19 protein-coding genes are annotated in these 20,949 nt (G+C 65.7%); 9 read left to right on the forward strand and 10 right to left on the reverse strand.

Annotated elements, in window-relative coordinates; translation table 11 throughout:
* Positions 1-3 precede the first annotated feature (3 nt).
* From DK26_RS27395 to DK26_RS27430, 8 genes are read right to left on the reverse strand one after another with little or no spacing between them, the layout of a single operon-like run.
* Positions 4-696 carry a class II aldolase/adducin family protein gene (locus DK26_RS27395; protein ID WP_066479797.1) on the reverse strand — a complete coding sequence of 231 codons (693 nt, stop codon included), beginning with the start codon at positions 694-696 and terminating at the stop codon, positions 4-6.
* Positions 693-1,550 (reverse strand): VOC family protein, encoded by an 858-nt coding sequence (locus tag DK26_RS27400; RefSeq protein WP_066479799.1) that lies wholly within the window; start codon positions 1,548-1,550, stop codon positions 693-695. Before DK26_RS27400 ends, DK26_RS27395 begins: the two co-directional genes overlap by 4 nt.
* 41 nt (positions 1,551-1,591) lie before the next feature.
* On the reverse strand, positions 1,592-2,449 hold the full coding sequence (locus tag DK26_RS27405; protein WP_066479802.1) for a VOC family protein: 858 nt from the start codon (positions 2,447-2,449) through the stop codon (positions 1,592-1,594).
* Positions 2,446-3,192, reverse strand: a complete 747-nt coding sequence (locus DK26_RS27410) for an ABC transporter ATP-binding protein (protein ID WP_066479803.1) — start codon at positions 3,190-3,192, stop codon at positions 2,446-2,448. The genes DK26_RS27405 and DK26_RS27410 overlap by 4 nt, the downstream gene beginning before the upstream one ends.
* Entirely contained in the window at positions 3,192-3,962 is a 771-nt protein-coding gene (locus DK26_RS27415; protein WP_066479804.1) for an ABC transporter ATP-binding protein, read from the reverse strand. Before DK26_RS27415 ends, DK26_RS27410 begins: the two co-directional genes overlap by 1 nt.
* The gene (locus tag DK26_RS27420; RefSeq protein WP_083533651.1) at positions 3,959-4,978 is read right to left on the reverse strand and encodes a branched-chain amino acid ABC transporter permease; all 1,020 of its coding nucleotides are present in this window, start codon (positions 4,976-4,978) and stop codon (positions 3,959-3,961) included. Before DK26_RS27420 ends, DK26_RS27415 begins: the two co-directional genes overlap by 4 nt.
* The gene (locus tag DK26_RS27425) at positions 4,975-5,844 is read right to left on the reverse strand and encodes a branched-chain amino acid ABC transporter permease (protein ID WP_066479813.1); all 870 of its coding nucleotides are present in this window, start codon (positions 5,842-5,844) and stop codon (positions 4,975-4,977) included. The genes DK26_RS27420 and DK26_RS27425 overlap by 4 nt, the downstream gene beginning before the upstream one ends.
* A 20-nt stretch (positions 5,845-5,864) precedes the next feature.
* Positions 5,865-7,070 carry an ABC transporter substrate-binding protein gene (locus DK26_RS27430; RefSeq protein WP_066479816.1) on the reverse strand — a complete coding sequence of 402 codons (1,206 nt, stop codon included), beginning with the start codon at positions 7,068-7,070 and terminating at the stop codon, positions 5,865-5,867.
* 275 nt (positions 7,071-7,345) lie between these two features.
* On the opposite strand from DK26_RS27430, the gene DK26_RS27435 reads away from it, so the two are divergent.
* From DK26_RS27435 to DK26_RS27455, 5 genes are all read left to right on the forward strand, one after another.
* The gene (locus tag DK26_RS27435) at positions 7,346-8,062 is read left to right on the forward strand and encodes an FCD domain-containing protein (RefSeq protein ID WP_066479818.1); all 717 of its coding nucleotides are present in this window, start codon (positions 7,346-7,348) and stop codon (positions 8,060-8,062) included.
* Entirely contained in the window at positions 8,059-8,799 is a 741-nt protein-coding gene (locus tag DK26_RS27440) for an SDR family oxidoreductase (RefSeq protein ID WP_066479820.1), read from the forward strand. Before DK26_RS27435 ends, DK26_RS27440 begins: the two co-directional genes overlap by 4 nt.
* 30 nt (positions 8,800-8,829) lie before the next feature.
* Positions 8,830-10,335, forward strand: a complete 1,506-nt coding sequence (locus DK26_RS27445) for a 2-hydroxymuconic semialdehyde dehydrogenase (protein ID WP_066479822.1) — start codon at positions 8,830-8,832, stop codon at positions 10,333-10,335.
* Positions 10,336-10,426: 91 nt separating this feature from the next.
* Complete coding sequence (hpaH, locus tag DK26_RS27450; RefSeq protein WP_066479823.1) at positions 10,427-11,209, forward strand: 2-oxo-hept-4-ene-1,7-dioate hydratase; 783 nt, start codon at positions 10,427-10,429, stop codon at positions 11,207-11,209.
* An 11-nt stretch (positions 11,210-11,220) separates the two neighbouring features.
* Positions 11,221-11,985: an HpcH/HpaI aldolase/citrate lyase family protein gene (locus DK26_RS27455; protein WP_066479825.1), complete on the forward strand. Its 765-nt coding sequence runs from the start codon at positions 11,221-11,223 to the stop codon at positions 11,983-11,985.
* Positions 11,986-12,145: 160 nt separating this feature from the next.
* Here DK26_RS27455 and DK26_RS27460 read toward each other — a convergent pair whose 3' ends face one another.
* Both DK26_RS27460 and DK26_RS27465 read right to left on the reverse strand, forming a co-directional pair.
* Positions 12,146-15,178, reverse strand: a complete 3,033-nt coding sequence (locus DK26_RS27460) for a cyclic nucleotide-binding domain-containing protein (RefSeq protein ID WP_083533652.1) — start codon at positions 15,176-15,178, stop codon at positions 12,146-12,148.
* A 275-nt stretch (positions 15,179-15,453) separates the two neighbouring features.
* On the reverse strand, positions 15,454-15,813 hold the full coding sequence (locus DK26_RS27465) for a hypothetical protein (RefSeq protein WP_066479829.1): 360 nt from the start codon (positions 15,811-15,813) through the stop codon (positions 15,454-15,456).
* On the opposite strand from DK26_RS27465, the gene DK26_RS27470 reads away from it, so the two are divergent.
* The 4 genes from DK26_RS27470 to DK26_RS27485 all read left to right on the forward strand — a co-directional run bounded on the left by DK26_RS27470 (position 15,812) and on the right by DK26_RS27485 (position 20,938).
* A complete protein-coding gene (locus DK26_RS27470) occupies positions 15,812-17,386 on the forward strand; it encodes an ABC transporter substrate-binding protein (RefSeq protein WP_066479831.1) in 1,575 nt (524 codons plus the stop codon). The genes DK26_RS27465 and DK26_RS27470 overlap by 2 nt on opposite strands.
* Before the next feature lie 72 nt (positions 17,387-17,458).
* The gene (locus DK26_RS27475) at positions 17,459-18,436 is read left to right on the forward strand and encodes an ABC transporter permease (RefSeq protein WP_066479833.1); all 978 of its coding nucleotides are present in this window, start codon (positions 17,459-17,461) and stop codon (positions 18,434-18,436) included.
* An 8-nt stretch (positions 18,437-18,444) separates the two neighbouring features.
* A complete protein-coding gene (locus DK26_RS27480; protein WP_066479834.1) occupies positions 18,445-19,284 on the forward strand; it encodes an ABC transporter permease in 840 nt (279 codons plus the stop codon).
* 1 nt (position 19,285) lies between these two features.
* Positions 19,286-20,938 carry an ABC transporter ATP-binding protein gene (locus DK26_RS27485; RefSeq protein WP_066479836.1) on the forward strand — a complete coding sequence of 551 codons (1,653 nt, stop codon included), beginning with the start codon at positions 19,286-19,288 and terminating at the stop codon, positions 20,936-20,938.
* The last annotated feature ends 11 nt before the right edge of the window (positions 20,939-20,949 follow it).

Genomic DNA, 20,949 nt, shown 5'->3' on the forward strand with positions numbered 1-20,949 from the left:
CTGCTAGGGCCTCCCGTTCTCCGCTGTCAGATACGCCCACATCCGCTCCCGGATGGCGCCCGCCCACGTCGCGCGCTGCAATGCTTCCGCTCCGCTCAGGATCGCGCCGCCCTCGGCGAGACCGGCCGCTCTCGCCTCGAACTCGACGCGCGCAGCGTCCTCGAGATACCAAGTCAGCACCACCGCCTCTTCGAGGCTCGCCCCCGCGGTGACGGCACCGTTGCCGCGCATCACGATGGCGCGGGCTGCGCCGATCTGGTCGGCGAGCGCGGCGGCCTGCTCGTCGCTGCGCAGCAATTGCGGGTCGTCCCAGAGCGGCGGCTGCGGCGCGAAATAGGCGCCGAAACCATGCCGCGCCCGCGGCGTGAGCCGGGCGGTGCCCAGCGTCATCACCCGCTGCGGCATCGAGCGGGCGACGCCGCCGACCTCGGGCCGCCGCCGATAGATCTCGCGGTGGATGCGGACCTCGCCGAGCACGCCGTCCGGCAGCGGCCCGTCGAGCGGGACGACGCTGCAGGCATCCTCATCCGCGACGAGCCCGAGCGGCTTTGCCGGCGAGACCAGGAAATGCCCCTCGTCGAGGCGCATGCTGCAATGGCCATAGGCATGGACGAGGCCATGGCGGGCCAGAGCGCGCCCGGCCTGCCGGACCAGATCTTCCTGAGCGGCGCTCGGCCGCACTGATGAAGCGCTCACTTGTTGAATTCGGCGATGTTGGGCTTGGCGCCCCATTTGCAGAAGCCCCTCGGCTCGAACACGTATTGCCGCTCGCGCCAGAGCAACTCGTCGGCGATCTCGCGCACGCCGCTCGAATACTCGAAGACCATGCCGTCCGGCCCCTCGAAATAGAGGAATTTTGCCGAGGAGGTCGGATGCCGGCCAGGGCCGAAGACCATGCGCACCTGCCGGTCCTTCAGGAACTGGTGCGAGCGCATGATGTCGTCGCCGGTCTCGACCTGGTGGTTGATATGCTGGATGCCGGGCTTCGCCGAGGGGAAGAGCGCGATGGTGTGGTGGACTTCGTCGATGCGCAGCAGGGGGGCATCGCCGATCCGGTCGGAGACCTGGGCATTGGTGACCTTGGTCCAGAACGCCTCGTCGCGGGCGAGATCGCTGGAACAGAGGCCGACATGGCTGAAGCCGGTGATGCCGGCATCGCGCGCGCCGTGATAGCGCCGGCTGCTGTAGCCCGGCCGCCAGGCGAGCTCGATCGGGTTGCCGGTCGGGTCGCGGAAGGCGATGAAATCATGGACCTTGCGCAGCGCCGCCTCGGAAGCCGTACCACGCCGGACCGGATGGCCGAGCGCTTCGAGCTGTGCTGCGGCTTCATCGAGGTGGAACTGCTCCTCGACCTCGAAACAAACGACCTGGTCGCCCGGATCGCCCTCGAAATAGCAGAGCGTGTGTTCGCGCTCGTCCGATTTGAAATAGACCGAGCCCTTGGCGCGCTCGGCGACGTCGAGGCCGAGATACTCGGTGGCGAAATGCGTCGCGCCCTCGAGATCGCGGGTCCCGAGCCGGACATAGGAAACATCGGCAAGCTTGATCATGGATCGCTCCTTCCTGCCGGTTCAAAGCCGGCGAAGACGCTTCACTGATATTCGGGGATATGCGTGTCGCTGCCCCAGGCGCAGAAGGAGTCGCGCTTGCGCGGGAACTGCCTGGCGCGGCGCGGCGCGGCGAGCCGCTCGCCCTCGGCGACATAGGAGAAGTTGACGCCGTCGGGGCCGGCAAAGCTCAGGAAGAGCTGCTGCGAGGCGGCGCGCCTTCCGGGACCATCGACGATGCGGGCCTGGGCGCCGCGCAGGTGATAGGCGTTCTGCATGACGAGATCGACGTCCTCGACGCCGAACTCGATGGAGAGGATTCCCTTCTCCTGCGAGGGATGCACGGCGATGCGATGATGCGCCTCGTCGAAGCGGATATAGGCGGCCTCGCCGACCCAGTCGCTAACCTTGCCGCCGAGCAGTTTCGTCCAGACCTGCTGGTCGGAGGCGTCGGGCGCGCCACGCAGCGCGATCCCCTCCAGCCTGGTGATCCCCGCATCGCGGGGGCCGTGATAGCGCCAGCCGGATTGCAGCGGCCTGACCACGAGCTCGATATCGTAGCCGGCCTTCATGCGAAACGAAACGAATTGCCGGACTTTTCTGATGGCGCAGGCCTCGGCGTCGCCGCGCGCCACCACGAAGCCAGCCTCCTGCAGCACGCGCTCGGCATGAGCGAGCCCATCGGGATCGCGCACCTCGAAGCCGATCGCCTGGCCCGCATCGAGCCCGTCGACATAGACCAGCGTGTGGTCGCGATAATCGGAGCGAAAATAGGCCGCCGTGTCGGTGCGGTCGACGAGTTGCAGGCCGAGGATGCGCGAGGCGAAATCGGCGGCGCCCTTCAGATCGGCGGTGCCGAGCCGGACATAGCGCAATTGTTCGATGGTGATCGCGTCGCTCATAGCCCGAGATGCTCTCTTTGAAGGTCCTTGTCAGCCAGCAGCACCGCCGACGGCCCGTCGAAGACGACGCGGCCATGGTCGAGGACCAGCGCCCGTTCGGCGAGCTTCAGCGCCATGGCGAGGTTCTGCTCGGCGATCAGCAAGGTATAACCCTCGCCGCGCAAGCGCCCGACCGTGCCGATGATGACCTCCTCGATCGCCCGCGGCGAGAGGCCCTCGCTCGGCTCGTCGAGCACGATCAGGTCGGCCTGCGTCAGCAGGGCACGCGCGATCGCGAGCAATTGCCGCTCGCCGCCGCTGAGTGCGCCGCTGGAGAAGGAGCGGCGCTCGGCGAGGCGCGGGAAGTCCTCGTAGATGCGCTCCTTGACCCAGCGCCGGTTCGGCTGCTTGCGCGACCAGAGCGCGGCCATGGTCAGGTTTTCGTCGACGGTCAGGTTGGCGTAGACGCCGCGGCCCTGCGGCACCAGCGCGACGCCGAGCCGGGCGATGCGATGCCCCGGCCAGCCGGCAACCTGCTGCCCCTTGATCGCGATGCGCCCGGAAACCTGTGGCTCCAGACCGAACAGGGCCGAGCAGAGCGTGCTCTTGCCGGCGCCGTTGCGGCCGAGCAGCGCCACAGCCTCCCCCTTGGCCAGCGAGAAGTCGACGCCGTGCAGGACGCGCACCCCGTCATAGCCGGCATCGAGGCCGGAGACTTCGAGATCGATGGCGGGGCCCGCCACGCTTTGAGCTTGCGCGGACATCATGCGGCCTCCCCGAGTGTCGCGCCGAGATAGGCAGCCTGCGCACCCTCATGCGCCTTGATCGCGTCCGGCGTATCGCAGGCGATCAACCGGCCGAGATCGAGCACGGCGACGCGATCGCAGACGCCGAAGACGATATCGAGATCATGCGCGATCAATATGGTGGAAACGCCGTCGCCGAGCGCGCGCACCACCTCGACTAGGTGTTCGCCTTCGGCGCGCGAAAGTCCCGCCGTCGGCTCGTCGAGCAGGAGCACGCGCGGGCGCATCGCCAGCGAGACCAGAACGTCGACGATGCGCTGCTCGCCATAGGAAAGGCCTGCGACCGGCAATTCGGCCCGCTCCCGCAACTGGGCACGGGTCAGCAGGGCGTCCGCCGCCTCATCCGCCGCCGCGACGGCCTTGCCGCTGCCGAACCAGCCATAGCCTTCCCCTGTCCGCGAGCGCGCGGCCAAAGCGAGGTTCTCGCGCACGCTGAGCTCCGGGAAGGCCATGCTCTTCTGGAAGGTGCGCACCAGCCCGGCACGGACCCTGGCATCGGGCCTGGACCTGGTGATGTCTTCGCCGGCGAAGGCGACCCGCCCCTGATCAGGGATGAGGAAGCCGGTGACGATATTGAACAGCGTCGTCTTGCCGGCACCATTGGGGCCGATCAGGCCGAGGCATTCGCCCTGGCCGAGCGTGACCGAGACGTCGCTCAGTACTTTCAAGCCGCCGAAGGATTTTGCGACGCCCTCGATCGCGAGGGCGGGAACAGCGTTCGCGCTCATGGCCGGCCCTCATCGTTCGTCCGCCGTCCGAAGGCCGCCTTCAGCCCGGCGACGACGCCCTTCGGCATGATCATCACGGTCAGCACGAAGACGAGGCCGACGACCAGCTGCCAGCGATCGGTATAGGACGAGACATAGGTCTGGATGCCCAGATAGATCGCCGAGCCGATGAAGGCGCCATAGAGCGAGCCGACACCGCCGATCACCAGCATGATGATCATCATCGCCGACATCGTCCAATGCACGGCGTTGGGGCCGACATACTGGTTGACGAAGGGATAGAGCGCGCCGGCCGCGCCGGCGATGCCGCCCGACGCGACGAGCGCCATCAGGCGGATGCGCGGGATCGAATAGCCGAGCGCGCTCATCCGCAGCTGCCGCTCGCGCGTGCCGAGCAGGGCCCGGCCGATCGGCGCATTGACGAAGGATCGGGCGGTAAGCCAGGCGGCGAGCGCCAGCACCACCGAGGCGAGGTAGAGCGCGACGCCGTTGTTGAGCGGGATCGTGGCGAAGCCGGTGTGCAGCGTCAGCACCGGGAAGCCGCGCAGACCGTCGGCGCCACCGGTGACCTCGCGCCAGTGGAACACCACCTCCCAGACGATCTGGCCGACGATCAGGCTGAGGATCAGGAAGAACAGCGCAATGGTGCGCATCACCACGACGCCCATCAGGAGCGCCGCCGCCATGCCCGTCACGATGCCCACAGCGAGCATCACGACGATGTCGGCGCCGAGCGCCTGCGAGGCGACCGCAGCGACATAGGCCGCCCCGCCGAAGAAGACGGCATGGCCGAGCGAGACCAGCCCGCCGAAGCCGACCAGAAGGTCGAGGCTGAGCACGGCCGTGCCGATGATCAGGATCTCGGCGAGAAAGCGCAGCTGATAGTCGCCGGCGAACAGCAGAGGAACCGCGGCGGCGAGAGCAAGGAGCGCAGCCCTTGCGGCGAGCGGCAGGCTTCGCCGCTCACTGGCGGGGCGCGCTTCCACGCGGCCGGTCCCGTCGGCGATCGAGCTCATACCTGCCTCACCTTCTTGGCGACCAGACCCTCGGGCAGCGCCACCAGCAGCGCGGCCATGATGGCGAGGGCGACGACGTTCGAGAATTCCGGCACCCAGACCTTGGAGAAGGTCATGGCGAAGCCGAGCAGCAGCGCGCTCAGCACCGTGCCGCGGAAGGTGCCGAGCCCACCGGCGACGACGACGATCAGCGCCAGGATCAGCACCTCCTCGTCGAGGCCGGGATAGGCGGAGAGGATGCCGGCGCCGAGCGCGCCGGAAATGCCGCCGAGCCCGGCCGAGATAACCAGCACGGCGGTGAAGATCCGGCGCGTGTCGAGGCCGAGCGTCTCGACGAAGCCGCGATCGGTGACGCAGGCCCGAACCACCGCGCCCCAGATGGTACGGTCGATCACGAACCAGAGCGCGAAGGCGAGCGCCGCGCCGAAGCCGATGATGAAGAGCCGGTAGATCGGGAACGGCATGTCCATGATGAAGACGACGCCGCGCAGCGCTTCCGGGATCTCCGCCGACAGGATCTGCGCGCCAAAACCCCAGCGCATCAGATCGGCGAAGATCACCGACAGCCCATAGGTCAGGAGCACCTGCATCAGATGGGTGCGTGCGTAGAATTGCCGGAACGGGAAGCGCTCCAGCAGGAAGCCGGCGAGGCCGGCCGCCGCGAAGGCGACCGGGAAGGCGAGCCACCAGGGCGCGCCGGAGGCCAGCCAGTAGACGCCGACATAGGCGCCGAGCAGGAAGAAGGAGCCGTGGGTCAGGTTGACGAAGTTCATCAGGTTGAGCACCACCGACAGGCCGAGCCCGGTCAGCAGCAAGAGCATCGAGAACGACAGCGCGTTCAGGCTCTGGACGGCATAGAAGCCCACGGAAACGCTCCTTCGCCGCGTCAGGCCACCGGGCCGGGGTCGCGCACACCCTTGTAGGTATGGATGACCTGGTTGACCGGGACGCCACCGGCGCCTTCCTTGACCTCGTTGACGTAGATATCGAGGATCGCCTGGTTGTTGCGCGGGTCGAACGGCATCGGCCCGAACACCGTCTCGACTTCCCTAGCGAGCAGCGCTTCCTTGACCTTTTCCTTGTTGGAAAGGTCGCCCTGGACGCGCTCGACCGCAGCCTTGATCACCTGGCCAGTGACATAGCCGGCCGTGCCCATCTCGCCCGGCATGGCGTTGCGCGCCGCCTGATAGGCCTTGGTGAAGGCAGCCGAGCTCGGCGCAGTCGGCGACTGGTTGCAGGTATTCAGACCGCCGAGCGCCGCTTCCTTGACCGCCGAGACCACGTCTTCCTGGTCGAACAGCGCGCCGCTGCCGATCAGCTTGACCTTGCCGCGCAGCCGGTACTCGCGCATCTGGCGCAGGAAGCGCACCGCATCCGAGCCGGCGAAGAAGGAGAAGATGAACTCCGGCCGCTCGGCCGCGATCGTCGTCAGCAGCGGCCCGAAATCGGTGGTGCCAAGCGGCGCCCAGAGCTGCTTGCCGACCTTGCCGCCCTGCTGCTGATAGCTCGCGACGAAATCGCCGACGGATTCGCGGCCGGCGGCGTAGTCGGCGGCGATGGTCAGGCAACCGGACTTGCCGAGCTTCTCATAGGCCCAGAGGCCGGCGGTGTGGCCGAGCATCCAATTGGTCTTGGTCGGCCGGAAGACGAAGGGGCTCGCCGCCTTGCGGGCGAGATCATTGGCCGAGCCTGCCGAGATGAAGGTCAGCGCCTTGGCCTCGGTCACCACGTCGCGGACGGCGAGCGCCACGGCCGACGAGATCACGCCCGAGACGATGTCGACATTGTCCTGCCCGAGCAGCTTGCGGAACTTGCGCACGCCCTCGTCCGGCTTGGCCTGGTCGTCCTCGACGATCAGCTCGACGGCGCGGCCTGCGAGCTTGCCGCCATTCTCGGCCAGGAACATCTGCATGCCCGCCCGCATGCTCTCGCCGAGCGCCGTGAACGGACCGGACAGCGAGGTCACCATGCCGATCTTCAGCGGCTTGTTGGCGGTCTGCGCCAAAGCCGGCGCCGCGATCGTGCCGCTCAAAGTCGTAGCGCCGGCAGCGGCGAGGAAGCTGCGACGGGAAAGCGGAAAGCGCTCGATCATGGGACGTCCTCCAACGGGGCGGTCTTGATGCCACCCGATTTCCGCCATCCGACCAGATCGATATTGGGCTGTCAATCTTATTTCGATATTTTTTCAGAACCGGCGACTGAGACAAGCCGGAAAGCTAGGTCAATAAGCCTTATACTTCAACAAATAGGCGACGAATCTCTGATTATCGCCCTCTTCATAGAAAGTCTCGCGCCCTCCTCAGGATTGTAATTTCGAAATTTTCTGCTAGAGAGAGGCGACCGACCATAGGAGCTCTGCGCTTCGGCATGTCCCCTTCCGACAAGACCCTGGCCGACCGGACCTACCGCCAATTGCGCGGCGACATCGTCAATGGCCGCCTCGCGGCCAGCAGCAAGCTGAAGCTGGAAGCCCTGGCGCAGGACTATGCAGTCGGCATGTCGCCGCTGCGCGAAGCGCTGGCCCGGCTGATGGGCGACCTGCTCGTCATCTCGGAGGGCCAACGCGGCTTCTGGGTGGCGCCGCTCTCCCTCGATGAGCTCGACGATGTCTCGCGCGTCCGCGCCCTGATCGAGACGGAGGCCCTCAACGCGGCGATCCGAAACGGCGATGCAAACTGGGAGCGCGAGGTCACGGCGGCGTTCGAAGCACTGGCCGCGGTCGAGGAACATCTGCCGCACACCAGCGACGCCCTGCCGCCGGAGCAGCTCGAGACCTGGGAGGCACGCAACCGCGCCTTTCACGCCGCGCTCGTCTCGGCGGCGGGCTCGCCGATGCTGATCAAGCTGCGCGACCTGCTCTACCAGCAATCCGAGCGCTATCGCCGCGTCTCGCTCAACGTCTCGCGCGGCTGGCGCAACGTCCATGACGAGCATCGCGCCATCTACGACGCCACAATGCAGCGTAACGCGCTGCGCGCCTGCCGGATGACCGAGCTGCACCTTGCCCGCACTGCCGAAGAGGTGCGCAAGGCGATGGCCACGCTGGCCCAGGACGATGATCGGATTTCCGGAGGCAAGGCATGAGCGGTTTTGATCTGACCGGCCAGACCATTCTGGTCACCGGCGCGGCCGGCGGCATTGGTGCGGTGACGGCGAAGGTCCTGGCAGGCCTCGGCGCGAAGCTCGTCCTCACTGACCGCATCTCCTGCGTCGCGACGATCGCCGGACTTGGCGAGAAGACCAGCGCAGCCCGTGAGATCGTCGTCGACCTGCTCGAAGAGGATGCACCGCAGCGCCTGTCGGAGCTGGCTGGGCCGATCGATGCGGCCGTCCTCGGCGCAGGCATCTACCGCCCGGTCGACTGGGATGCGGATGGCTGGGAAGAGGTCGCCGAGACCACCCTGTCGCTCAACCTGATGGCACCGATGCGGCTGGCGCGCGAACTCGTGCCCGCCATGGCGGCGCGCGGCGGTGGCCGGGTCGTCCTCGTCGGTTCGATCGTCGCCGCGACCGGCGGATCCTTCCCCGGCGTCGGCCCGCACTACGCGGCATCGAAGGGCGGTCTGCACACGCTGGTGCGCTGGCTCGCCGCTCGCTTCGGCGGCCAGGGCGTACTGGTCAACGGCATCGCGCCGGGGATCACCGACACGGCCATGGTCGGGGTTCACGACCTTTCGGCGGCGCTGGCGAAGCATCCGCTCGGCCGCGCCGCGCGGCCCGAGGAGATCGCCTGGCCGATCGCCTTTCTCTGTTCACCGGCGGCGAGCTTCGTCTCGGGCGCCATCCTCGACGTGAATGGCGGCGCGATGATGCGCCCATGACGACAACGACAACAAACCGGGAGTGAGACGATGAACAGCGCCGTTCCGCGCTACAAGGGTGCTGCCGCAGGCGCAGAGACCGCCCGCCTGTCGCATTTCATCGACGGCCGCTTCGTGCCGGCCGGCCGCAGCAGCTTCGAGAACCGCCATCCGGCAACCGGCGAGCTGATCAACCTCGTGCCGGAGGCCGACTCGGCTGCGATCGACGATGCGGTGAAGGCCGCCAAGCGGGCTCTCAAGGGCCCCTGGGGCAAGATGAGCGAGCAGCAGCGCTCGGCCATATTGCGCAAGGTCGCCGACGGGATCATGGCCCGTTTCGACGATTTCCTCGCCGCCGAGGTGCTCGACACCGGCAAGCCGAAGAGCCTCGCCTCGCATATCGACATTCCGCGCGGCGCCGCGAACTTCAACGTCTTCGCCGACCAGGTGCTGACGCTCTCGACCGAGACCTTCCGCATGGCGACGCCGGACGGCGCCGGCGCTCTGAACTACGCGATCCGTGGGCCGCGCGGCGTCATCGCCGTGGTCTGCCCGTGGAACCTGCCGCTGCTGCTAATGACCTGGAAGGTCGCGCCGGCGCTCGCCTGCGGCAACACCGTCGTGGTCAAGCCCTCCGAGGAAACGCCGACCACCGCGACCATGCTCGGCGAGATCATGAACGAGGCCGGCGTGCCACCCGGCGTCTACAATGTCGTGCACGGCTTCGGCGAGGACAGCGCCGGCGAATACCTGACCAGCCACCCGCTGGTCGACGGCATCACCTTCACGGGCGAGACCCGCACCGGCGAGGCGATCATGCGCGCTGCCGCCAAGGGCGTTCGCCCGGTCTCGCTCGAGCTCGGCGGCAAGAACGCCTCGCTGGTCTTCGCCGATTGCGACATGGACAAGGCGATCGAGGGCGTGACCCGCGCCGTCTTCGCCAATTGCGGCCAGGTCTGCTTGGGCACCGAACGCGTCTATGTCGAGCGGCCGATCTTCGCTGAGTTCACGCAGCGCCTGAAGCAGGCGGCGCAGAAGCTGACGCCCGGCAACCCGTTCGAGGCCGCGACCACGCTAGGCCCGCTGATCAGCCAGGTCCATCGCGACAAGGTGCTGTCCTACTATGCCAAGGCGAAGGCCGAGGGTGCCGAGATCATCACCGGCGGCGGCGTGCCCGAGCTTCCGGCTCCCTATTCCGCCGGCTCCTTCGTCGAGCCGACGATCTGGACCGGACTTCCTGAGGATTCGGCCGTGATGCGGGAAGAGATTTTTGGGCCCTGCTGCAACATCGTGCCCTTCGACGAGGAGGATGCCGTCATCGCCCTGGCGAATGACAGCCCCTACGGCCTCGCCACCTCGATCTGGACTGAGAACCTGACGCGGGCCCATCGCGTCGCGGCGCAGGTCGAGGTCGGCATCACCTGGGTGAACTCCTGGTTCCTGCGCGATCTGCGCACGCCCTTCGGCGGCTCGAAGCAATCCGGCATCGGCCGCGAGGGCGGCGTGCACTCGATGGAGTTCTACACCGAGCTGCGCAACGTTTGCGTCAAGCTCTGAGTCCTCTTCGCTTTCTTCATCACATCCGGCGGCCGCAAACGACCGCCGTCTCCACAAGCGCGCTCAGCGCCGCAAATCACAGGAAACGTCCATGCTGACCGAAGCCCAGCGCGCGCAGGTGGTGCGCTCCCTGCTCGAGAGCCATCGCACCAAGAAGCAGGGCGAGCGGCCCTCGCAGATGTTCCCGGAGATCAAGATCGAGGACTCCTACGCGATCTCCTCGGCGGTGGCGCAGGAGCGGGTCAAGGCGGGAGCCCGCATCATCGGCCACAAGATCGGCCTGACCTCGAAGGCGATGCAGGCCTCCTCGAAGATCGACGAGCCCGACTATGGCTATCTCTTCGACGATCTCATCTTGAACGACGGCGCCAAGGTGAAGTTCGAGGATTTCTGCGTACCGCGCGTCGAGCCGGAACTGACCTTCATCCTGAAGGAGCCGCTGAAGGGGCCGGGCATCGGGTTGATCGATGTGCTGCGGGCGACTGAATATATCGTGCCCTCGATCGAGATCATCGATGCGCGCGTCACCGAACCGCGCAAGATCTTCGACACGGTCGCCGACAACGGCGCAGCCGCGGGCATCGTACTCGGCGGCCGGCCGGTCCGGCCCGAAGATGTCGACCTGCGCTGGGTCGGCGCGATCTTCTACCGCAACTCCGAGATCGAGGAGACCGGCCTCGCCGCCGGCGTTCTCGGCCACCCCGCCATGGCGATCGCCTGGCTCGCCAACAAGCTCGCTCCGTTCGACATCACCCTGCAGCCGGGCGACCTGATGCTGTCCGGCTCCTTCACACGGCCGGTCTGGGCGGCTAAGGGCGATACGCTGCACGCCGATTTCGGGCCGCTCGGTAGCGTCTCCGTGCAGTTTGTCTGAGAGGGAGCGCCATGGATCTGCCCCGCAACGCCTTCAAGGCCGCGCTCGCCCGCGGCGAATTGCAGATCGGGCTGTGGAGCAGCCTGTGCAGCCCGATCGTCGCCGAGATCATCGGCTATAGCGGCTTCGACTGGATCCTGGTCGACACCGAGCATTCGCCGAACGAGCCGCCGGCTGTGCTCGCCCAGCTCCAGGCCTTGCAGGCCGGCACCGCGACGCCGATCGTGCGCCCGGCCTGGAACGATCCGGTGCTGCTGAAGCGCCTGCTCGACATCGGCGCGCAGGCGGTGCTGGTGCCTTTCGTGCAAAACGCCGAGGAAGCCGCCAAGGCGGTCGCCGCCTGCCGCTATCCGCCGGCCGGCATTCGCGGCATCACCGTGAGCGGGCGCGGCAGCCGCTATGGCCGCGTGCCCGACTATCTCAAGCGCGCCGATGCCGAGATCTGCGTGCTCGTCCAGGTCGAAACCGGCGAGGCGCTGGCGCAGCTTGAGGCGATCGCCTCGGTCGACGGGGTCGATGGCGTCTTCATCGGTCCCGCGGACCTCTCGGCGTCGCTCGGCCATATCGGCAATCCCGGCCATCCCGAGGTACAGGAAGCGATCAAGGGCGCCGCGGCCCGCCTGACCGCGATCGGCAAGCCGGCTGGCATCCTCACCGCCTCCGAGGCCGACGCCCGCCGCTACATCGAATGGGGCTACCGCTTCGTCGCCGTCGGCTCCGATCTCGGCCTGCTGACCAAGCACGCCGACGCGCTGGCGAAGACGTTCAAGTCGTAACGCGGCGACATGTCCGAGCGGATAGTTCTTCTGCCGTGACACGGGTGCCCAGAAGATCGCAACCGGGGGGCACCTCACGCCGCCCGGCAGCTTGCCGCCCGCGTTGGGGTAAAATGGCCCTCAGGATGCCAACGTCATCCTGACGAGCAACCCCGCCGGTTCAGCCGCCCGCCGATCCGTCGCGCTCACGCCGGGAAACGATCGCGACGTTGTCTTGCAGCCGCTTCACGATCAGCTGCATGACGGACAGCGTCATGTCCGGGAACTCTTCCAGCAAGGCGAGGAACACCTCTTTGCGAAGCTTCAGCGCCGTGAGCTCGGTAGTTGCACGGACGGTCGCCGAGCGCACCTCTCCTGTGACCACGCCCATTTCGCCCACGATCGCGGGCGCCTGGACCTGGGAAACCCGCACCGACTTCTCTGACGGGCCGATCAGGATGTCCGCCGTGCCGGTGATCACGACGTAGGCAGCGTCGGATTCGGTGCCCTGCTCGAACAGCACGTCTCCAACCGCAAACACGGTTCGCTCGCTGGTGAAAGCCAAAAGCTTGATGCGCGCCAGATCGAGATTGGCGAATATCGGCACCGCCCTCAGCGCAACGACATCGTCGCGGTCGCTGCCCTCGCGCTCGCCCGAAAGCCCGGCTGCGGCCGGTTGCTGACCGGGTGTCGGCCGCAATCTGGCGCCCTCGAAGACCACGGAGACATCCATCGGCACCTCCCCATCATATTCGCGCGCGACGACGATCAGGGTCCGGCCCGCCATGGCGTCGCACACGCGCCTCAGGATTGCCTTGCCCTCGGTCGGGCTCAGGCTGCTCAATGCGTTGTCGAGGATCAACAGTGCGGGGCGCTTGATCAGGCAGCGCGCCAGCGCGATCTGTGCTTTGACCGCCGGAAACAGCAGCCGACCGGCATACCCGGCCGGCTGGGCCAAACCGATCCGGTAAATCTCGCTATCCAGTCCGAGTTCGACCATGGCCTCGCAGATGGCCGCGTCGACGCGCTCGCGGACGCCTGCAGCTGCAGACGTCACACGTCCGAACAGAAGGTTCTCCCGAACCGGCACGGCCCCCCATTCGTTTGAATCGTAGAAATCGATGATCCGCGCCGTGTCCTGCGAGATGCGTGCGCGGAAGGCCTGGCGCGCCAGCAGAATGCGCTGCTCCATCTGCTCATCGAGAAAACCGAGCCGGTGCTCGGGCTCGATGTAAAGGAGCGCGAGCCCCTTGAACTTGGTCCGGTCGACATCGTCGCTCAGCCCGGCATCCGCCCGCGCCAGGCGCTCGCGATAGGCCTGGAACTCTTCGGCCGCGATGAAGGAGAAGCGCTCGAACAGAAGATGGTCCGGGGTCAGATCAGAGAAGATCTCGAGCATGGTCGCGGCGATCCGCCGGCCGATGATCGTCAGCTCATCGGTCAAGCCCAGCCTATCGAGGATGTCCCGCGTGAGATCGTGCTCGGCCAGCCTGGCTCCGCTGATCGCGACATCGTTCGGAACGCCGAAGAGGATGTTCTCGCCGATCGTGGCGGTGCGGATGTACCGAGCCGGATCATAGGGCTCGACGACGCCCTGCTCTCCTCGCGCGGCCAACACCTTGCGGATGTGGGCCCTGATCTTCGCCAGGTGGGCGGTCAGGACGGGAACCTCGTCCGCTACCGACCTGCTCGCAAGGCCATAGCGGAACACGGCCTCGGAAAGACCGACGACGCGCAAGGTCGCCGCAAGACGAGCCTCCGACGCCTCGTCGTCGGCCGTCTTCGTACCCAGGCCGCGCAAGCCGTAGACGATGTTGTCGCGCAGGGTTCCATCGAAGATCGCAGCCTCGGCGCCGGCATAGGCGATGCAGCGCCCGCGGGTCGCTTCCGAAATCGACTCGACCGCGGCATCGCCAATCATGAGCGTGCCGTCGCTGGCCGTGAGACGCCCACCAAGTATGCGGGCAAAGCAACCGGCACCTTCCCCGGCCCCGGAGATCATGGTGTGGCGTCCCAACGGTATGATGAGGGAAACCCGGTCGAGCATCCGGTCTCCCGCCGCACTGACAGCCGTCAGGCCTTGCGAAGTGATTGTCCCGGTTTCCGGAAGCCGGTCGGCGCTCGGCTCGGCAGCCCGGGCTTCGGCTCGCGCCGAGGGAGTGGCCAAGGCAAACTGCTCGGTGACCTGCTGAAACTTGGCTTCGACATCCAGCCGCTGCTGGTCCCAGTCGATCAGCTCCTTCACCGGCGGAGGCAAGTCGCGATAAGCGGCGATCACGGCCACAAGCTGCCCGATCCCGAGGCTCCCCGTCAGGGCGGCGTAACCGCCGATCGTATAAAACAGGAACGGCGTCACCTGCGCCATCAGGTTGTTGAGAGTCTTGACGGCGAATTTCCGCCCGAACAGCTGGTAGCGGATGCCGAACAAGGCTTCGAGCCTTTGCGCCACCAGCCCGCGCTCGAGCGTGGCGGTCCCATGGTTCGACACCTCGTCGAGCGTCTCGACCACCTCTCCGATCTTGCCCGCCAGGGCTCGGGAGGCGATTTGGCGCTGCTTGCCGAGACGTATCTGCTCTCGCCGCAAGCGTGGAATGACCAGAACCTGCGAGGCGATCATCGCAAGAGCAACGAGGCCGAGCAGCACATTCTGCATCAGGATGAAGACGAGGGCGGTCAGCGCCTGCCCACCCAGGAAAACCGGCTGGACGAATGCGTCCCCGACGAAACCGCCGATAGGCTCGACTTCGTCCTTGATGATGGAGGCGGCCTCGGAGGGCTTCAGACGCTGCCGTTGCTCCGGCGTCGACGCGAGCAAGGACGAGAACAGATCGAAACGGAGGCGCTGCAGCAAGCGTTCGCCGAGAGCGCCTTTTCGGAGATTTATGAGATACTTGAAATAGCCATTGATCAACATCAGAAAGAGAAACGCAAAAGACAATATAAATAGATACGATATACGATCAACATCGATCCCGGAGAATCTTAATTCAAAACCAGCAATCCGAATACCGGAGTTGAAGGACAATATATTCGTAGGACCACCGCCATCCGGAAAGCCTTTGCCCTGCAAGGCGCCGGAAATAATGAGCTTCGGCAACTCCAGAGACAAATAATAAAAGGGCAGAGACGCGATAACGATCGCAATAATTCTGATTTGCTCAGAATTACTGTTACGCCAAACATAAGAAAACAAGCTGCCTTGAGCAGATTTCATCCTCACAGAACCGACATCGACGCAAGCTCCCGAACACTCCCGGCGTTAGCGATCACCCGCCCCTGAAGCAGATTTCGATCCAGAAAGGCAGTGAATGCCGCCTCAAAGAGCGTGAGGCGAAGCGGATAGATCAGAAAGACAGCCAGCCTCAGGTCTATTTCTGCTGCGCGTTAACAAAGAAAAAACAAAACGATCACAGACGTCGTGTGGCGTGGGCCGAAATCAGAACGCAACGCGCCACCTTTCGCCGCTGCAAAGCGACGAATTCTCTAGCCTCAAGCAGACAAATACTCCCACGCAGGGGAACGCTCGAGATTTCGTACGCCCAGCACCCCGCCGTCAATGGGGTTCGGCCGCACAGCAGGCCCTGCGACGCCGCTCTTACCCGAATGCGTCGCTGACTCGCTGGTATCGACCAGAATCCGAAAGCCCTCGCCGGCGCTTGACCAATTATGATGCATCATAATATGATGCATCATAATCGAGAACCAAGGAGGAAGCCGGAAGCGCGCTCTGGCACAGACGCCTTCAGGCCGCCCCGGGATCAGCCGATGCAATTCGGCGATCCGGGTCAGGACCAAAATCAAAGTGCGAAGAATCGCAAAAAACAAAAGCACCCGGAGGAAAACAATCATGGTTCGTTTGACACGACGCGGCGCGCTCGCCGCCGGCTTGATGCTTGCCGCGACCGCTGGTGCGGCTGCGCAGGAAACGCCGATCAAGGGCGGTGTACTGAACATGATTGCGCAGCCCGAGCCGCCCATGCTGATGGTCGGGCTCAACACGCAGGGGCCGACGCTCTATGTCGGCGGGCAGATCTACCAGAGCCTGCTCACCTACGGCAAAGACCTGCAACCATTGCCTTCTTTGGCCAAATCCTGGGCGGTTTCGCCCCATGGCCTGACCTACACCTTCACCCTCCAGGACAACGTCAAATGGCATGACGGAAAGCCGTTCAGCGCCGATGACGTGGTCTTCACCGCCGACAAGTTCCTGCGCGAGTCGCATCCGCGCTGGCGGCTGATCGCCGCGACCTATGTCGAGAGCATCACCGCGCCCGCGCCCCACCAGGTCGTCTTCAAGCTGAAGAAGCCGTTCTCGGCGTTTCTCTACGCCTTCGAGCTGAGCTCCTTCCCGATCATCCCGAAGCATCTCTACGACGGCACGGATTATCGCACCAATCCCGCCAACCAGACGCCGATCGGTACCGGCCCGTTCAAGCTCAAGGAATGGAAGCGCGGCTCCTACATCCATCTCGTCCGCAACGAGGACTATTGGAAGCCGGGCAAACCCTATCTCGACGAGCTCTATTTCCGCATCATCCCGGACTCCGCCTCGCGTGCGGTCGCCTTCGAGAAGGGCACGGTCGACGTGCTGCGCGGCGGCGATGTCGAGGGCTTCGAGGTCCGCCGGCTCGTCAAGCTGAAGGATGTAGAGAGCACGACCAGCGGCTGGGAGGTTTATGGCCCCCTCGTCTTCATGCAGCTGAACCAGCGCAAGATGCCGTTCTCGGACAAGAACGTGCGCAAGGCCCTGATGCATGCGATCGACCGCGAGTTCATCGTAAAGAATATCTTCTTCGGCCTCGGCAAGCCTGCCACCGGCCCGTTCGCATCGACCACGCTGTATTACACGCCCGAGGTCACGGCCTATCCTTTCGACATGGCCAAGGCCAAGAAGCTGCTCGCCGATGCGGGGATCAACCCCGGCGACTACAGCGTCAACCTGATGCCGCTGCCCTATGGCGCAGCCTGGGACCGGATGGCCGAGTATATCAAGCAGCAGATCTCGCAACTCGGCTTCAAGATCAACATCCAAGGCGTGGACGCCGGCGGCTGGTCGCAGAAGCTGGCGGATTTCGACTTCGATCTGACCTTCAACTTCACCTATCAATACGGTGAGCCGGCGCTCGGCGTGGCCCGCCATTATCTGTCCAGCAACGTCGTCAAGGGCACGCCCTACGGCAACAACCAGAATTACCTGAATCCGAAGGTCGACGCCCTGTTCGCAGAGGGCGCCAGCGCGGTCAGCAAGGAGGCCGCGACGAAGGCCTATGCGGAAGCACAGAAGATCCTTGTCGACGACGTCGCGCTCAGCTGGCTCTACGAGATGCAGAACGTCACGATCAACCGCAAGAAGGTAAAAAATCTCGTCAACACCGGTATTGGTCTCAACCAGTACATGGACGAGGTCTGGATCGCAAAGTAAGCGCGCCAACCGCCCGGGCCGGCACTTGCCGTCGGCCCGGCCCCGCACGATGCGGCCGTCGGGAGAATAGTCTTGAAATCGCTTGATTTCGTGTTTCAACGCCTGCTCAAGGCGGCCTTCGTCGTGCTCGGCGTCGTGATCCTGAACTTCCTGCTCATCCACATGGCGCCGGGCGATCCAGCTTCGGTGCTCGCCGGCGAGGCGGGAGCGGGCGATGCCAAATACATCGCCCAGCTGCGCGCGCAGTTCGGGCTCGACCAGCCGCTCTACCAGCAGCTCTGGACCTATCTCCGGGGCGCGGCGACCGGCGATCTTGGCTTCTCCTACCGCAACCAGCTGCCGGTAATGACCCTGATCCTCGACCGGCTGCCGGCAACCCTGCTGCTGACCGGTTGCGCCTTCGTCTTCTCCCTGGTGCTGGGCATCCTGCTCGGCGTCGTCGCCGCCTATCGGCGCGGCAGCGTCACCGACAGCGTCGTCATGACCGGCGCCCTGGTCTTCTACGCCACCCCGCTGTTCTGGGTCGCCCTGATGGCGGTGCTGGTGTTCTCGCTCCATCTCGACTGGCTGCCGCCCTTCGACATGGAGACCATCGGCAGCGGCTACACCGGCTGGGCGCGGGCGCTCGATATCGGACACCATCTCATCCTGCCCACCGTCACGCTCGGCCTGTTCTTCACCGCGATCTACACGCGCCTGACGCGGGCCTCGATGCTCGAGGTGATGTCGCTCGACTTCGTCAAGACCGCCCGCGCCAAGGGTGTCCCCCAGGCGCAGATCATCCGGCGGCATGTGCTGCGCAATGCGATCCTGCCGGTCTTCACCTTCGCCAGCATGCAGGCCGGGCAGCTCGTCGGTGGCGCCGTTCTGACGGAAACCGTGTTCGCCTGGCCCGGCATCGGGCGCCTGATGTTCGATGCGCTGCTGCAGCGTGACTATCCGGTGCTGCTCGGCGTCTTCCTCGTGACCGCGGCCGTGGTCGTCTTCGTGAACCTCATCTCGGATCTGCTCTATCGCTTCGTCGATCCGCGCATCGAAGCCGCAAGCTGAGGATCGCAATCGTGAAATTCTTCCAACGCTACGCCAAGAATTACGGCGCCCTTCTCGGCCTCGGCATCCTGATCGTGGTCGCGGCCGTGGCGCTCGCGGCCCCCCTGCTCTTCCCGGTCAGCCCCTGGCAAAGTGTCGGCGACCCGCTGCTGGCACCGTCCGAGGACCCGGCCTTTCCGCTCGGCACCGACATGCTCGGGCGCGACATCGCCGCCGGCCTGGCCTATGGCGCGCGCGTCTCGCTGCTCATCGGCCTGATCTCGACCGCGGTCGCGGTCTTGATCGGGGTCTCGATCGGCGCCCTCGCCGGCTATTATGGCGGCAGGACCGATGACGTGCTGATGCGCTTCACCGAGTTCTTCCAGACCATCCCGGCCTTCGCCATGGCGATCGTTCTGGTGGCGATCTTCAATCCGAGCATCACCTCCATCACCCTGGCCATCGCGATCGTCTCCTGGCCGCCCGTGGCGCGCCTGGTCCGCGGCGAGTTCTTGAGCCTGCGCTCGCGCGAATTCGTCCAGGCGGCAGTGGTCATCGGCCAGAGCGGTCCGCGCATCATGCTCACCCAGATCCTGCCCAATGTGGTCTCGCCGATCATCGTAACGGCCTCTCTCATGGTGGCCACCGCGATCCTGACCGAGAGCTCGCTGTCCTTCCTCGGCCTGGGCGACCGCAACATGATGAGCTGGGGCTTCATGATCGGCGCTGCCCGCACCATGCTGCGCGAGGCCTGGTGGATGAGTGTCTTCCCGGGTGTCGCCATCCTGCTGACCGTGCTCGCCATCAACCTGATCGGCGAAGGCCTCAACGACGCGATGAACCCGCATCTGCGCGGGCGGAAGGGCTGAGATGACGGACCGATCCGCTCCCCTTCTGCGCGTCGAAAACCTGGCGATTCCGCTGCCGGCCGGGCTCGACCGCGCCTTCGCCGTCGAGAACATCTCCTTCGACCTCCAGGCAGGCGAGATCCTGTGCATCGTCGGCGAATCCGGCTCTGGCAAATCCCTGACCGCCAACGCCATCATGGGGCTGCTGCCGCGCTATCTGCAGCCGAGCGACGGCCAGATCCTGTTTCGCGGCAGGAATCTGCTGGACATGAGCGAGGCCGAGCTCGAGGCCGAGCGCGGGCGTGCCATGGCGATGGTGTTCCAGGAGCCGCTTTCGGCGCTCAACCCCTTGATGAGGGTCGGCGATCAGGTCGCCGAAGTTCTCGAGGTCCATGGCGAGAAGAACCCGGCGACCCGCGAGCGGCGCGTGCTCGAGCTGTTCGAGTATGTCGGGCTCCCCGATCCCGCGAATCTGCGCGACGCCTATCCGTTCCGGCTATCCGGCGGGCAGCGCCAACGCGTGATGATTGCCATGGCACTGGCGCTCGAACCGGCACTACTGATCGCCGACGAGCCTACGACGGCGCTCGACGTCACCACCCAGGCCCAGATCCTCGACCTGATTCGCAAGATCCAGCGGGCCAAGGGCATGGGCGTGATGTTCGTCACACATGATTTCGGCGTGGTTGCCGACATCGCCGACCGTGTCGCCGTGATGGAGCGCGGCCGCATCGTCGAGCAGGGCCCGGCCAAGGACATCCTGAACAGGCCGCAGCACCCTTATACGCGGCGCCTGATCGCCGCGGTCCCCCATCGCGAGGCCAGAGCCGAAGCGACCGAAACCCGCGCCGATGAACCGACGCTGCTCGAGGTGAACGGTCTGCGCAAGGTCTACAGCAGCGGCGGCGGATTCTTCTCCAAGCCGCGCGTTGTAAACGCCGTCAACGATATCAGCTTCGCGCTGCGGCGCGGCGAGACGCTCGGCGTCGTCGGGGAATCCGGCTCTGGCAAATCCACGCTCGGACGCTGCCTGCTGAAGCTCACGGAGGTCGAGGCCGGCGAAATCCGCTTCCGCGGCCAGGATATCGTGCCGCTGTCGGCCAGCGCCTTCCGCCCGCTGCGGCGCCACATCCAGATGATCTTCCAGGATCCCTTCGCCTCGCTCAACCCGCGCCAGACAGTCGGGCGCATACTGACCGACGGGCCGATGGCCAATGGCGTGCCGCCCGCCGAGGCTGAGCGCAAGGCGCGCGAACTGCTCGGCCTGGTCGGTCTGGAGGCATCCGCCTTCGACCGCTATCCGCAGGAGTTCTCCGGCGGTCAGCGGCAGCGTGTCGGCATCGCCCGCGCGCTCGCGCTGGAGCCGGAGCTGCTGGTCGCCGACGAAAGCGTCTCGGCCCTCGATGTGTCCGTTCAAGCGCAGATCCTGCGGCTGCTGCAGGAGCTCCAGCGCAAGCTGAACATCGCGATCATCTTCATCACCCATGACCTGCGCATCGCGGCCCAGATCTGCGACCGCATCGCGGTGATGCATCGCGGCGAGATCGTCGAATACGGGCCGCCGGAGCAGATCTTCGACGCACCGGGTCACGCCTACACGCAGCGCCTGATCGCCGCCATTCCCGGGGCCCACTGGAACCCGCGCCTGGCGGTGCTCGAAGGAGAATCGCAGTGAGATCGAACCAA

This window comes from Allobosea sp. WAO (genome assembly GCF_001509835.1).
Taxonomy (GTDB): Bacteria; Pseudomonadota; Alphaproteobacteria; order Rhizobiales; family Beijerinckiaceae; genus Allobosea.